The organism is Pantoea sp. S61, from assembly GCF_016625145.1.
Classification (GTDB): Bacteria; Pseudomonadota; Gammaproteobacteria; order Enterobacterales; family Enterobacteriaceae; genus Pantoea; species Pantoea rwandensis_B.
In genome coordinates, this window is the sequence record NZ_JACVUO010000001.1 from 756,827 (window position 1) to 770,316 (window position 13,490).

Below are 13,490 nucleotides of genomic sequence, written 5' to 3' on the forward strand. Positions count from 1 at the left end.
AGCCTGCCTTAGTGTTTTTCCACCCACGCACCGTAGAATGAAGGGCGTCCGACCGCTTCAAAGCTGACGCCTTTGAACCAGGGGGCACCCGCGAACACCTGCGGCTCTTCGAAGATAGGGATCACGTAAGCCTGATCGAGCAGATAGCGTTGGGCATCACCGGTCAGAGCCAGACGCTTAGCGGGATCGACTTCCGCAGAGATATCCACCAGCAGCTTATTGAGCTTGTCGTCGCGGAAGTTTTGCACCTTGTCGCTGGAGCCGCCTTTTTGCAGCAGCGCATCACGGTTAGTGGGGTAGAACTGGCTTTTCACCACATCCGGATCGGCACGACCCACTTCCGATACGGTCAATGGCGTTTTTAATGGATCGAGATTGTCCAGCGTGCGGCTGCCCGCATCACCGGCTTTGACCGCCAGCGCCACACCAACCTGACGCCATTGCTGTGCCACCAACTGCAGCACTTCTTTGTTTTGCGGCTGTGGCAGTGATTCGTAGATTGTCAGGGCAAGCTTCTTGCCGTCTTTCTCACGGATACCGTCACTGCCGACCTTCCAGCCCGCTTTATCCAGCAGTTGTTTTGCCAGCAAGGGATCGTATTTCAGCTTGTCGGCGAGGTTGACATAACCTGCGGCTGAATTGGCAATGACAGAGGTGGCTTGCGGATAGTTGGGTGAGAACAGCGTTTGTACCACCTGTTGGGCGTTTGTCGCATGCAGCAGAGCCTGCCGCACGTTCACATCGCTTACCAGCGGGTTATCGGGGCGGAAGCTAATGCTGTCATTGATTCCACGCGTCGGTGCGGCGTAAATCGGGAAGTTTTGCTGTTGTGCTTGTTTCTCATCATAGGCCTGCACCTGGCGGATGAAGTCTGCCTGGCCCGCCAGCAACGCGCCAATGCGCACGCTGTCTTCTGGCGTGACGATAATTTTGATGCCATCGAGATTGGCCGGGCCTTGCTGAGCGATATTTTTCGGGCCCCACTGATAATCTTTACGCGCAGTAAGGTCGACTTCTCGCCCGAGTTTTTCATCACTGACCACAAACGGACCTGAGCCAATAATATGGCGCGCGTCACCCAGTTGATCGAGGCTGCGTTGCAAGGTACTGAGTGAAACTAAACCGGAACCGATGGTCGCGGTGCCCTGCAAAAATCCCGGAGAAGGTTTTTTGAAATAGAATTTCACCGTCAGGGGATCGATAACTTCGCTGTGGTCGTAATTATTAATCACTTCCGAAACCGGCAGGCGCAGGGCTTTATTGCCGAGGCCGTAAGTATCAAAGTTTTTGGCTACCGCGTTGGCATCTAATGGGGTGCCATCGGAGAACGTGACGCCCGGCCGAATTTTAAAGGTGTATTCAGTTTTATCGGCGTTACTGCTCCAGCTTTCGGCCACCCAGGGCTCGACCTGCAACGTTTTCGGATTTTGCCACGTCAGTTTATCGGTGATCTGATTGAGAATGCCGCCGTTGGGATAGAAACCACCGGCGGGTGGATAGAGATTGGTATGCGGTTGCTGTTCAAGATACACCAGCGTGCCACCCTTGACCGGAGTGTCCGCCGCGTGTGCGCTAAATATCCCTGTCAGCAGGGCTAAGCTCAATGCCTGCAAGTGAAAATGCTTACTCATGGTGAATTCCTTATGATTCAATAGCCCGGCGGGCGGATTTCATCATCAAATGCCGCACGCGTGAGTTGAACCAAGGAATTGCACTAAGCTTTTGCGAAAAAAATAAAATGAATGGACGTGTGGGAAATAATTAAGATTCTTCGCCGCTCCAAAAGGGATTTAACTCTCTATAATGCAGAGGTTTTATATTTAATGTACGCATCTTAAGGGTAATTCAATGAGAGCATATTTTATCCCGGCCATCATGTTTATGCTTTCAGCCTGCTCAAGTTCCGTTGGGCATAATTTCGATACCGCGAGCATTCAGAAAATACAGACCGGTAAAACCACCAGAGCCGAGTTGATTAATATGTTTGGGCCGCCTGACTCTGAATCCCCTTACCCTGAGGGGCAACGTCTTATGATGTGGAAGTACAGCGAAGCTCGCACGCTGGATACCACCGCAGGCAAGACCCTTACCGTGCAAACTAAAAACGGAAGGGTGTTTACTTATACGTTGAGTAAAAGTTGAGGGCAGGAGAGGTTGATGTCTGGTATAGCCATACTGTTTACCAACCTTAACCTGATCTCAAGTTGAAAACATGACGGGGTGAAACCAGGTTCACCCCCGTCATTTATCTACCGACCCGCGCCCGCAGGGATTCTGGATAACGCTCGCCAACCACATCTATAGCCTGAATAGCTGTGGTGATTTTTTGTATTTCATGGGCGTTTAACGCTATTTGCGACGCACCTAAATTTTCTTCCAACCGATGCAATTTCGTTGTACCAGGAATAGGAACGATCCAGGGTTTCTGTGCCAGTAACCAGGCCAGCGCAATCTGCGCAGGCGTTACGCCATTTTCAGTTGCGATACTTTGTACCAGCGTGACTAATTGCTGGTTGGCTTCCCTGGCCTCGGCCGCAAATCGTGGCACTTTGCTGCGGAAGTCATCGTCGCCGAACGTCATCTGTGCATCGATGGTGCCGGTAAGAAAACCCTTACCGAGTGGAGAAAAGGGCACAAAACCAATGCCTAATTCTTCCAGCAGAGGAAGGATTTTTTCTTCAGGCTCACGCCACCACATTGAATATTCACTTTGCAGCGCGGTCACCGGTTGTACGGCGTGCGCACGCTTAATGGTCTCGGGACCGGCTTCAGAAAGGCCGAAATGTTTAACTTTCCCTTCCGCAATCAGATCTTTAATCGTTCCCGCGACATCTTCAATCGGCACCTCAGGATCAACGCGATGCTGATAATAGAGGTCAATCACATCGGTTCTCAGGCGCTTTAGCGAGCCTTCAATTGCCTGGCGAATATGGTCTGGCCGGCTGTTTAAAATCTGCTGCTTATTATCATCGCCAAAGGTGAAGCCAAACTTGGTGGCAATCACGACTTTGTCGCGATAGGGGGCTAACGCTTCGCCCACCACCTCTTCATTGAGGTAAGGACCATAAACTTCCGCAGTATCAAAAAAGGTTACGCCCTTTTCGTAGGCGCTACGAATCAGTTCAATGGCATGCTGTTGACTGAGTGCAGGGCCGTAGCCATGACTCAGGCCCATACAACCCAGGCCAATCGCAGAGACTTCAAGCTTAGTGTTTCCAAGATATCGTGTTTGCATTGGTCACTCCTTTATGTGTGGAAGCAAGCATTTAAACATCGAGCTTACGGCCAGTCAGCCACTCCACCATGGCCGGATCGCGATGCGAGAAGAAGGCGCTGGTTGCGGTATCCAGCGCGGTAATACGGTTCATTTCATCGCTGCTTAACTCGAAATCGAGCACGTTAATATTTTCCTCCATGCGCGCCTTACGCACTGATTTCGCGAGAGAGACTACGCCACGCTGGAAGATCCAACGCAACACCACCTGACCCACACTTTTGCCATGTTTTTCGCCTATTGCTGTCAGAACCGGATGCTGGAACAAACCGTTTTTACCTTCGGCAAAAGGTGCCCATGCTTCAGGCTGGATGTTTCGGCTCTTCATCCATGGCACAGCATGAAGCTGCTGATGGAAGGGATTGACTTCAATCTGATTCACGGCGGGCACAACTTTATTAAATGCGATGAGGTCGGCCAAACGATCGGGCTGGAAGTTGCTGACACCAATGGCTTTAATCTTGCCCGCTTCGTAAAGTTCTTCCATCGCACGCCACGCGCCATGTACATCGCCGTAAGGCTGGTGGATCAGATAAAGATCGACGTAGTCCATCTGCAGCCGGTTTAATGAGCGCTCGAACTGTGCTTTTGCGCCTTCATAATGAGTATCTTGTAGCCACAATTTGGTGGTGACAAACAGCGCATCGCGCGCGATACCGCTTTGCTTTATCGCATTCCCAACCTGCGTTTCGTTTTGATAAGAGGCAGCAGTGTCGATCAGGCGATAACCGGTTTTGATGGCATCAATCACTGCGCGTTCACATTCGGCGGCATCCGACATCTGAAATACACCAAAGCCCAGCAGAGGCATATCGAGACCGTTATTAAGTTTTACTGTTTGCATGAGATTACCCTTTCGTGAATTTATGAAAGCATAACGTGAGAAGATTGAACTGATTAGAGCCCGTAATCAGCTAGGGTTTATTAGTTCAATTCATTAATAAACCCCTCAGATCAATCAACCATTGTTAATGATGGCCGGGAGCAAAGCAGATTCGCTGTATATGACGCAAAGTGCCTTTAGCAAAGCAACGGGAACCACCAACAAAAGGCTTTATCTGATTGAGGGCGCCACGCATATCGAAACCTATTGGGTGCCGCGTTATGTCGATCAGGCGATGAGCCAACTGGATCCGTTCTTCGATAAGAATATTTAGTTGGAGCGCTTTCCCGTGGCAATCACACCGCCACGGGAAATAATCAACCGCCTGGAATTAACCTTTGGCTGTAGGATTAGGCTTCATCTTCCTCGTCATCTCGCTTACCCGCAAAACGGCTACGCACCACCACAAAGAACACCGGCACAAAATAGATCGCCAGTAGCGTCGCGGCGACCATGCCGCCAATGACCCCAGTGCCTACCGCGTTTTGCGCACCCGAACCCGCGCCGGTACTGATCGCCAGCGGCATCACGCCGAGGATAAAGGCCAGCGACGTCATCAAAATCGGACGTAAGCGCATGCGTGAGGCTTCAAGGGTGGCTTCGATGATGCCTTTACCCTCTTTCTCCGTCAGGTCTTTGGCGAATTCCACGATAAGGATGGCGTTCTTTGCCGCCAGACCGATGGTGGTAAGCAGGCCAACGACAAAGTAGACATCATTGCTTAATCCTCTGAGCGTCGTTGCCGCCAGCGCACCGACTACGCCCAGCGGCACCACCAGCATCACCGAGAAAGGAATCGACCAACTCTCATACAGTGCGGCCAGACACAGGAAAACGACGATCAATGACAACGCATACAGTGCCGGAGCCTGATCGCCAGAGAGACGTTCCTGATAAGACATGCCTGTCCAGTCATAGCCGATGCCGTCTGGCAATTGAGCAGCGAGTTGCTCCATCAGCGCCATGGCTTCACCGGAGCTGCGGCCCGGCGCGGGCTGTCCGAGGATTTCTACTGACGATAAACCGTTGTAACGCTCCAGGCGCGGTGAACCGTAAACCCATTGCGCAGTGGAGAAGCTGGAGAAGGGCACCATTTTCCCGTTGCTGGCGCGCACGTACCAATCGCCCATGTCTTTCGGCATCATGCGATAGGGTGCATCGCTCATCACGTAGACTTTTTTCACCCTGCCGTGATCGATAAAATCATTCACGTAGCTGCCACCCCATGCGGCACTCAGCGTGGTGTTAATATCGTCCAGCGTCACGCCAAGCGCAGTGGCTTTTTCCTGATCGATATTGATTTTGTATTGGGGATTATCTTCCATGCCATTCGGGCGCACAGCGGTCAGTACATCAGGATGCTGACGCGCCAGATCAAGCAGCTTATTGCGAGCTTCAATCAGTTTGTCATGACCGAGGTTCGCCTGGTCAATCAGTTCAAAATCAAAACCTGTGGCATTACCCAGCGCAATAATCGGCGGCAGGTTGAACGCGACTACCGTGCCATCGACGATGCTGGAGAAAGCCTGCGTAGCGCGGCTGACAATGGCATCAACTTTATTTTCCGCACCGGCGCGTTGTTCCCAGTCCTTCAGGCCGATAAACGCAATGCCAACATTCTGGCCGCGTCCGGCAAAGCCGAAACCGTTCACGGTAAGCACGTTTTCAACGTTGGCTTTTTCTTGTGTCAGGTAATAGTCATTGATCTGGTCGAGCACCTTTTGTGTGCGTTCCTGCGTCGCACCCGCGGGCAGAATGACCTGCGTGGCGAAAACGCCCTGATCTTCAGCCGGTAAAAATGAAGTTGGCAGGCGCATAAACAGCACCGCCATCCCCACCACAATCACGCCGTAAATCAGCAGGTAGCGGCCTGACTTATGCACCATGCGGCCCACGGAAGAGGTGTAATGTTCCGCACTTTGATCAAACTTTCGGTTGAACCAGCCGAAAAATCCGCGCTGATGGCCGTGTTGACCCGGCTTAACCGGTTTAAGGATGGTGACGCATAACGCCGGAGTGAGAATTAATGCCACCAGCACCGAGAGCGCCATGGCAGAAACAATGGTGACCGAGAACTGGCGATAGATAACGCCAGTACTGCCGCCGAAAAAGGCCATCGGGACAAACACGGCGGAGAGCACCAGTGCAATGCCGACCAGCGCACCCTGAATCTGCTTCATCGATTTACGTGTGGCTGCCTTAGGCTTCAGACCTTCCTCCGCCATCACGCGCTCAACGTTTTCCACCACCACGATGGCATCATCGACCAATAGCCCGATTGCCAGCACCATGCCGAACATGGTCAGCGTGTTAATCGAATAGCCAAACATGCTGAGAATGCCAAAGGTGCCCAGTAACACCACCGGTACAGCAATGGTTGGGATCAGCGTAGCGCGGAAACTTTGCAGGAACAGATACATCACCAGGAACACCAGGATGATGGCTTCGGCGAGTGTCTTCACGACTTCATGAATCGAGATGTTGATAAACGGCGTGGTGTCATACGGATACACGACCTTCATGCCCTGAGGGAAGTAGGGTTGAAGCTGCGCGATTTTGGCTCGAATGGCTTTGGCGGTGTCCAGCGCGTTGGCGCCGGTGGCCAGCTGAATCCCCAGCGCAGAGGCTGGTTTGCCGTTCACTTTCACCACAAAATTATAGTTCTCGCCGCCGCGCTCAATACGCGCCACATCATGTAGCCGCACCTGCGATCCATCCGCATTCACCTTCAATAGAATATTCCCGAACTCTTCGGGTGAGGTGAGTCGTGTCTGCGCGATGATAGAGGCATTCAGCTGCTGGCCTTTTACCGGCGGCGCGCCACCTAACTGACCGGCGGCAATCTGCGCGTTTTGTGATTCGATCATGCTCATCACATCCACCGGCGTCAGCTGGTAGTTATTCAGCTTATTGGGATCGAGCCAGATGCGCATCGCGTATTGCGAGCCGAACAGCGTGGAATCACCGACACCGCTGATACGGCTGAGGGGATCCTTGATATTCGAGCCGACGTAATCGGCGATGTCTTCCATGCTCATTTTGCCGGTTTCGTCGACAAATGCCGGCACCAGGAAGAAGGTGCTGGAGGATTTACGGACGGTAATCCCCTGTTGCTGGACCTCTTGCGGCAGTAGCGGTGTCGCCAGCTGCAGTTTGTTCTGCACCTGCACCTGAGCGATGTCCGCATCGGTGCCATTTTCAAAGGAGAGTTTCAGTTCCAGCGTGCCGGATGAATCGCTGGTTGAGGACATATACATCAGCCCATCCAGTCCACTCATATTCTGCTCAATCACCTGGGTGACGGTATTTTGCAGTGTGGTGGCATCGGCGCCGGGATAAGTCACGCGAATCTGAATAGCGGTCGGAGCGACATCAGGGTATTGCTCCACCGACAGCCGCATGATGGAAATAGCCCCTGCCAGCATGACAATAATCGCCAGCACCCAGGCAAAAATTGGGCGATTGATAAAGAATTTGGACATCAGTTAGTCGTTCCTTGTGCAGTCGCGTTGGCAGTGATATCGACCGGCACGACACTTTGGCCGGGCTCAGCGCGCTGAATACCTGAGACAATCACGCGTTCACCAGACTGAACGCCGCCCGTCACCAGCCACTGATCGCCCTCGGTTTGTGAAACAGTCAGTGTGCGAACCTCCACTTTATTGTCAGTGCTTACCACCATGGTGGTGGCATCGCCTCGTGGCGTACGTGTCACGGCCTGTTGTGGGATCAAAATGGCCTGCGGATTGGTGCCCTCGTCGAGTCGGGCGCGTACAAACATGCCCGGCAGTAGGGCGTGCTGCGGATTGGGTACGATGGCGCGCAGGGTGATTGAGCCCGTGGTTTGATCCACGGTGACATCAGAGAAGGCCAGGGTGCCCTGTTGCGGGTAGACGGAGCCATCGGTCAGGATCACGTGCACCAGCGCTTTGCCGTAGTTTTGCTGCAACTGTCCGGAAGCCAGCTCCTGTTGCAGACGGAGATAATCCTGGCTGGATTGAGTGACATCGAGGTACAAAGGATCGAGTTGCTGTACGGTTGCCAGCGCATCTGTCTGGCCATTTTGCACCAGTGCACCTTCGGTAACGGAAGAGCGGCCAACGCGCCCTGCAATGGGAGCCGTAATGCTGCTCCAGTTGAGGTTGATGCGTGCACTGTTGAGCGCGGCCTTTGCCGACTCCACATTGGCGCGCGTCTGAGCGGCGGTGGCTTCCGCCTGATCCAGAACCTGACGGCTGATATATTGCGTGCCGGCTAAGGGGCGATAACGCTGCAATGTGGCTTGTGCCATACGGGCATTAGCTTCGGATTCCGCTAGTGCGGCATGTGCATTGTCATACGCCGCCTGAAAAGGAGCGGGATCGATTTGATAAAGTTTTTGTCCGGCGGCAACGTCACTCCCTTCGATAAAGGTAAGTTGTAATACCAAACCTGAAACCTGCGGACGCACTTCTGCCACGCGAAAGGCTGAAGTGCGACCGGGAAGTTCGGTGGTAACCGGCAGGGATTGGGTATGTAGCGTAACAACGTTAACCTGGGGCGCATTTTTCGCTGGCGTTTCACTGCCAGTCGAGTTATCACAACCTGAAAGCGTCAATGCAATAAAAGAACAGAATAGCGCACTGGGTTTTAGCGCCCATTTAATCGGCATTACTGAGATCCCTTGTAAGTGAAATTATATTGGTATAGTGAGGTGTTGCGTATTTAATCGACGAAATCTGGCGGGTGGCAGGTTATATTTGCGTACAAATGATCGGGTAAATGATTGCTGTGAGTCATAACCATACTTCACAGAAATATCGATAACTGGCTCGTGGCTACGTAGCAAATCTTTGGCCGCAGATTCCAGCTTTCGATCACGAATATAGTGGCCAAGACTGACGTGCATGATTCGATGAAACATTCTTTGCAGATGCCATTTGGAGTAACCTGCTCGCTCCGCAACCTGTTCTATTTTTAACGGAGCGTGAATGTTATCTTTAATCCAGTCGGCCAATTCATAAACAATTTCTTCATAGCGATCCATAATTTCACCCGTTCTATGTTAAAGCAGACTGATGGCGAAATAATTGAAAGCAATAGAATGCACGGCGCTCTGATTAATGGAGCGGATAAGCTATAAAAACGTTATGTTGTGCTTTCGAATCTATCTCGCCGGTGAACGACATCTCTTGCGGCTGAATGAAGAGTAACATTACAAGATACAGATTATTAGCATAGGGAATCAGATAGGCTTTATGATCGTTGTTCATGAATAATGCCTCATAGAGTGAATAATTCGGTAGTCTGGATGCTATAGAGTGATCGACTTCAAAGTGGAAGCCTTCAGTAAGCAGCGATATGTGAGATAGCCACATATGTTTCAGCTTGTTTGTGATAGTTTAAATAGACCCGGACAGAGATGTGAGTAGGCGATGCTAAGAGAAAACTTCAGCGATCTGGTGTATCTGGTGATGGTCGCGCGAGAACGCAGTTTTACCCGTGCCGCTGCCAAATTGGGTGTCTCTCAATCCGCATTGAGCCATGCGATGCGCGGGCTGGAAGAGCGGCTTCAGACGCGTCTGTTGACGCGCACCACCCGCAGCGTGGCACCCACCGAAGCCGGTGAACAACTTATCCAAAATATCGCGCCTTTAATGTCCGATATTGAAAAAGCGCTGGTGGCACTGACTGAGCACCAGACGCGCACCTCGGGGAATATCCGGATTACTGCCGGTGAACATGCGCTGCACTCCACGCTTTGGCCTTTAATTAAGCCGTATCTTCAGGAATACCCTGAAGTGAACATTGAACTCTCAGTTGATAACACGCTGACTGACATTGTTAGCGGCCGTTTTGATGCAGGGGTGAGATTAGGCGAACAGGTGGAAAAAGATATGGTGGCGGTGCGCATCGGCCCAAACTGGAGAATGCTGGTGGTTGCCACCCCCGAATATTTCAAAAATCACGGCATTCCGGAAACACCTTACGAGTTGCAGCATCACAACTGTATCAATATGCGCTTGCCAACATTGGGTGGATTATATAGTTGGGAATTCACCAAAGATAAAAAAGAGATTCGCGTAAAAGTTGAAGGTCAGCTTATTTTCAATAACCTCAGTTCGCGTATTGAAGCAGCACTTAGCGGAATGGGGATTGTGTATGCGCCTGAGGATTCCGTGCGGAAATATATTGACGAAGGCTTGCTGCAGTGTGTACTGATTGACTGGTGCGAACCCTTTAGTGGTTACTATTTATATTATCCAAGCCGCAAACAACACACCGCAGCGTTCTCTAAATTGATTGAAGCAGTGCGCTATCAGGGTTAAGTATTTGCAGGTCGACGCATTGTTTAAATATTGACCATGGCATCGAAATCATTCCGACCCCCGTACTGAGGCGACTTTTTCACAAAAAATGCGTCGCCTTTCGATTCGCTTAGTTTCCTTTACTGTCCGCTGCATCCGCAACCCCGCATGCGGGCCATGCTTCATGGTTCCGCGTAACCCGTGACGCTCACTCATTGGTGAATTTATCTCATAGGGGCATTCAACTGGCGGCTATTCTGCTTTTCACTATTATTTGTAAGGATAAAAAATTACCCCCTTCGATTCGCCTTTTGTGAGCGTGGTATTACCAATGGGAGCGCATACCGATGGAACTGCATATTAACAATAAGACTTACCAGACTGATGCTGACGCGGATACCCCATTACTGTGGGTGATCCGTGACGATTTGGCCATGACAGGCACCAAGTATGGCTGCGGCCTGGCGCAATGCGGCGCATGTTCAGTGATGATCGACGGTCAGGTTGTTCGTTCCTGCGTTACGCCAGTGGAGAAAGCCGTGGGTAAACAGATCACCACCATCGAAGCCATCGAAACTGATGACTTAGGCAAGCGACTGGTGGAAGCGTGGATCAAATATCAGGTACCCCAATGTGGCTATTGCCAGTCGGGCCAGGTGATGGCGGCAAGGGCACTGTTGCAATCTAATGCACAGCCTTCTGAGGAAGAGATTGCCGCTGCAATGGTCAACCTGTGCCGTTGCGGAACCTATAACGCCATCCGTGCGGCGATTCATGAAGTTGCTGGCATGGAGGCGAAGGCATGATTCGCTTTGAAGACACTGACGAAACACTGGGAGAGCAGCCCGCTAATCTCTCACGCCGCCGCTTTTTGCTGGCCAGCAGCAGCCTGGCCGGTGCGTTTGTGCTGGGTGTGGGTTTACCCATTGGCGAAGGACGGGCGCAATCTGCCGATGTTGTGCTGCCTCCTGGCACGCGTGTGCCAGCTTTCCTGGAAATTCGCCCCGATAGCTCGATCAAATTCCTTTCGCCTTTTGTCGAAGGTGGACAGGGGATTTTTACCGCCATGGCGCAAATCGTCGGGGAGGAACTGGATGCCGATCCCGCCACTTTTGTGGTTGAGAATGCACCCGCCGGTTCGCAATACAAGGTGATGGACAGTGGAATGCGCATCACTGGGGGGAGCCAGTCTGTTCGATCCAGCTATACCACCATGCGTCGGTTGGGTGCACTGGCACGACAGATGTTACTGCAGGCAGCGTCGACTGCGCTCTCTGTGCCGGTTGATGAGCTGCATACTGAACCGGGACGCGTCATTCACGCCGCTTCTGGTCGCTCGCTGACCTACGGTGAACTGGCTGAGCGTGCGCGCGATTTGCCGGTGCCTGCGCCTGAAACGGCAAAACTTAAAGATCCCGCTCAGTTTCGTTGGATCGGTAAGCCGGTTCAGCGTCTGGATATGCATGAAAAATCCACCGGACAGGCCATTTACACCATTGATTGCCGCGTTGATGACATGCTGCATGCGGCCGTTCAGCATGCGCCACGACTGGGCCTGACAGCGGGTGACATCCGTAATTTGGATCAGGTAAAAGCCATGAAAGGCGTGCATTCCGTGCACGTGCTGCCGGGTGCGGTTGGCGTGGTTGCTGAACGCTGGTGGCAGGCCAAACGTGCAGCCGAAACGCTACAGGTGTCCTGGCAAGAGCCGCAGACACCCGATGCGAATTACATGCCGGCGGATTTTTCCACTGAGGCCTTTGCCACAGCACTGGCTCAGGAACCTGGTAACGGTGAGGATGCGGAAGTGAAAGGGGATTTCGACCAGGGCATGTCAACGGCGAAAACGACAGTAAGCGCGACTTACCACAGCCAATATCTTAATCACGCTCAGCTGGAGCCGCCGTCAGCACTCGCGCGCTTTAATAACGATGGCACGCTGGAACTGTGGATCCCTAATCAGGCACCGGAGATGTTTCAGGCGGATATCGCTAAGCGCACCGGACTGGCAGCGGAAAACATCATCATTCACTCGCCGCTACTCGGTGGATTTTTTGGCCGCCACTTTGTTTATGACACCGCAATGGTCTATCCGCAGGCGATTCAACTGGCTAAAGCGGTAGGGCGTCCAGTCAAACTGATTTGGAGCCGTGAAGAAGAGTTCTTGCGTGATACCCATCGGCCTATGGCCGCCGTGCGCTTTCAGGCCGGACTGGATGCGCAAGGCTACCCGGTTGCGCTGGAGGCCATCAGCATATGCGAGGGGCCTACCGAAGGCATAGCCGGTAAACACGGCAGCAAACTGGACCCCACGGCAGTGGAGGGACTGGCAGGAAAATCCTACACGATTCCCAACGTGCGCATCGCTCAGATTTATAAAAAGGGGCCAGTCAAACTCGGTTACTGGCGATCCGTGGGCAACTCGATGAATGATTTTCTCTATGAGTGTTTCCTCGACGAAATTGCCGATCACAGCAAACTCGATCCCTTTGCTTTGCGTCTGCATTTGCTACAGGGCAATGATCGTTTAACCACTTTGCTGAATGCGGTGGCAGAGCTTTCAGGGGGCTGGCAGGCAGGCCCCTACACGGCGGCAGACGGTACACGTCGTGCACGCGGTGTGGCGATGGCTTCGCCGTTTGGCACTGAAGCGGCTGCCATTGCTGAAGTGTCCATCGAAAACGGTCAGGTCACCGTGCATCAGATATGGGAAGCCATAGATCCCGGCAGCATTGTGAATCCGGCGATAGTCGAAGCACAGGTTAACGGCGCTGTGGCGCTGGGGTTATCACAGGTTCTGCTGGAAGAGAGTGTGTACGAGAAAGGGCAGCCAGTGGCGCGCAACTACGATATGTATCCCATCTTGCCGCCATCACGTATGGCGCAAGTGCACGTACGCATCGTGGAGAGCGGCGCAAAAATGGGCGGCATCGGTGAACCGCCGCTCCCTGCGGTGCCGCCCGCTGTGGCGAATGCGGTTTCCCGACTAACTGGCGAGCGCATTCGCGCCATGCCTCTCTCTCGCTATACCTTCAGCTGACGGGAA

General features: G+C 52.6%; 10 protein-coding genes and 1 pseudogene. 5 read left to right on the forward strand and 6 right to left on the reverse strand.

The annotated features are described in order from the left end of the window. Positions 1–8: 8 nt before the first annotated feature. The gene (locus tag IAE30_RS03775; RefSeq protein ID WP_200678025.1) at positions 9–1,631 is read right to left on the reverse strand and encodes a TIGR04028 family ABC transporter substrate-binding protein; all 1,623 of its coding nucleotides are present in this window, start codon (positions 1,629–1,631) and stop codon (positions 9–11) included. A 217-nt stretch (positions 1,632–1,848) separates the two neighbouring features. On the opposite strand from IAE30_RS03775, the gene IAE30_RS03780 reads away from it, so the two are divergent. Further along, positions 1,849–2,142, forward strand: coding sequence for a hypothetical protein (locus IAE30_RS03780; RefSeq protein ID WP_045815478.1), 294 nt, complete (start codon positions 1,849–1,851; stop codon positions 2,140–2,142). A 103-nt stretch (positions 2,143–2,245) separates the two neighbouring features. Here the strand turns inward: IAE30_RS03780 and IAE30_RS03785 are convergent, their stop codons facing one another. Next, on the reverse strand, positions 2,246–3,235 hold the full coding sequence (locus tag IAE30_RS03785; RefSeq protein ID WP_200537661.1) for an aldo/keto reductase: 990 nt from the start codon (positions 3,233–3,235) through the stop codon (positions 2,246–2,248). 31 nt (positions 3,236–3,266) lie between these two features. Then, positions 3,267–4,118 carry an aldo/keto reductase gene (locus IAE30_RS03790; RefSeq protein WP_200678023.1) on the reverse strand — a complete coding sequence of 284 codons (852 nt, stop codon included), beginning with the start codon at positions 4,116–4,118 and terminating at the stop codon, positions 3,267–3,269. A 109-nt stretch (positions 4,119–4,227) separates the two neighbouring features. Here IAE30_RS03790 and IAE30_RS03795 point away from each other — a divergent pair. Next, positions 4,228–4,431 (forward strand): annotated as a pseudogene (locus IAE30_RS03795) (alpha/beta hydrolase); the annotation flags it as partial. Between the two features lie 76 nt (positions 4,432–4,507). On the opposite strand, the gene IAE30_RS03800 reads toward IAE30_RS03795, so the two are convergent. Genes IAE30_RS03800 through IAE30_RS03810 form a run of 3 tightly spaced genes read right to left on the reverse strand, consistent with a single transcriptional unit; the run spans position 4,508 to position 9,183 of the window. After that, on the reverse strand, positions 4,508–7,639 hold the full coding sequence (locus IAE30_RS03800) for an efflux RND transporter permease subunit (protein WP_200678021.1): 3,132 nt from the start codon (positions 7,637–7,639) through the stop codon (positions 4,508–4,510). Continuing rightward, positions 7,639–8,808, reverse strand: a complete 1,170-nt coding sequence (locus IAE30_RS03805) for an efflux RND transporter periplasmic adaptor subunit (protein ID WP_200678020.1) — start codon at positions 8,806–8,808, stop codon at positions 7,639–7,641. The genes IAE30_RS03800 and IAE30_RS03805 overlap by 1 nt, the downstream gene beginning before the upstream one ends. A gap of 24 nt (positions 8,809–8,832) precedes the next feature. Then, complete coding sequence (locus tag IAE30_RS03810; RefSeq protein ID WP_200537670.1) at positions 8,833–9,183, reverse strand: helix-turn-helix domain-containing protein; 351 nt, start codon at positions 9,181–9,183, stop codon at positions 8,833–8,835. Positions 9,184–9,571: 388 nt separating this feature from the next. Between IAE30_RS03810 and IAE30_RS03815 the strand changes: the two genes are divergently transcribed. From IAE30_RS03815 to IAE30_RS03825, 3 genes are all read left to right on the forward strand, one after another. Then, a complete protein-coding gene (locus IAE30_RS03815; RefSeq protein WP_200678018.1) occupies positions 9,572–10,465 on the forward strand; it encodes a LysR family transcriptional regulator in 894 nt (297 codons plus the stop codon). Between the two features lie 326 nt (positions 10,466–10,791). After that, the gene (locus tag IAE30_RS03820; protein ID WP_200678016.1) at positions 10,792–11,250 is read left to right on the forward strand and encodes a (2Fe-2S)-binding protein; all 459 of its coding nucleotides are present in this window, start codon (positions 10,792–10,794) and stop codon (positions 11,248–11,250) included. Beyond that, positions 11,247–13,484 carry a molybdopterin cofactor-binding domain-containing protein gene (locus IAE30_RS03825; protein ID WP_200678014.1) on the forward strand — a complete coding sequence of 746 codons (2,238 nt, stop codon included), beginning with the start codon at positions 11,247–11,249 and terminating at the stop codon, positions 13,482–13,484. Before IAE30_RS03820 ends, IAE30_RS03825 begins: the two co-directional genes overlap by 4 nt. The last annotated feature ends 6 nt before the right edge of the window (positions 13,485–13,490 follow it).

What these genes read in the sequence shown, in the direction of transcription:
- IAE30_RS03775 (WP_200678025.1), bottom strand. Translation starts at nt 1,631, where the DNA reads ATGAGTAAGCATTTTCACTTGCAGGCATTGAGCTTAGCCCTGCTGACA.
- IAE30_RS03780 (WP_045815478.1), top strand. Translation starts at nt 1,849, where the DNA reads ATGAGAGCATATTTTATCCCGGCCATCATGTTTATGCTTTCAGCCTGC.
- IAE30_RS03785 (WP_200537661.1), bottom strand. Translation starts at nt 3,235, where the DNA reads ATGCAAACACGATATCTTGGAAACACTAAGCTTGAAGTCTCTGCGATT.
- IAE30_RS03790 (WP_200678023.1), bottom strand. Translation starts at nt 4,118, where the DNA reads ATGCAAACAGTAAAACTTAATAACGGTCTCGATATGCCTCTGCTGGGC.
- IAE30_RS03800 (WP_200678021.1), bottom strand. Translation starts at nt 7,639, where the DNA reads ATGTCCAAATTCTTTATCAATCGCCCAATTTTTGCCTGGGTGCTGGCG.
- IAE30_RS03805 (WP_200678020.1), bottom strand. Translation starts at nt 8,808, where the DNA reads ATGCCGATTAAATGGGCGCTAAAACCCAGTGCGCTATTCTGTTCTTTT.
- IAE30_RS03810 (WP_200537670.1), bottom strand. Translation starts at nt 9,183, where the DNA reads ATGGATCGCTATGAAGAAATTGTTTATGAATTGGCCGACTGGATTAAA.
- IAE30_RS03815 (WP_200678018.1), top strand. Translation starts at nt 9,572, where the DNA reads ATGCTAAGAGAAAACTTCAGCGATCTGGTGTATCTGGTGATGGTCGCG.
- IAE30_RS03820 (WP_200678016.1), top strand. Translation starts at nt 10,792, where the DNA reads ATGGAACTGCATATTAACAATAAGACTTACCAGACTGATGCTGACGCG.
- IAE30_RS03825 (WP_200678014.1), top strand. Translation starts at nt 11,247, where the DNA reads ATGATTCGCTTTGAAGACACTGACGAAACACTGGGAGAGCAGCCCGCT.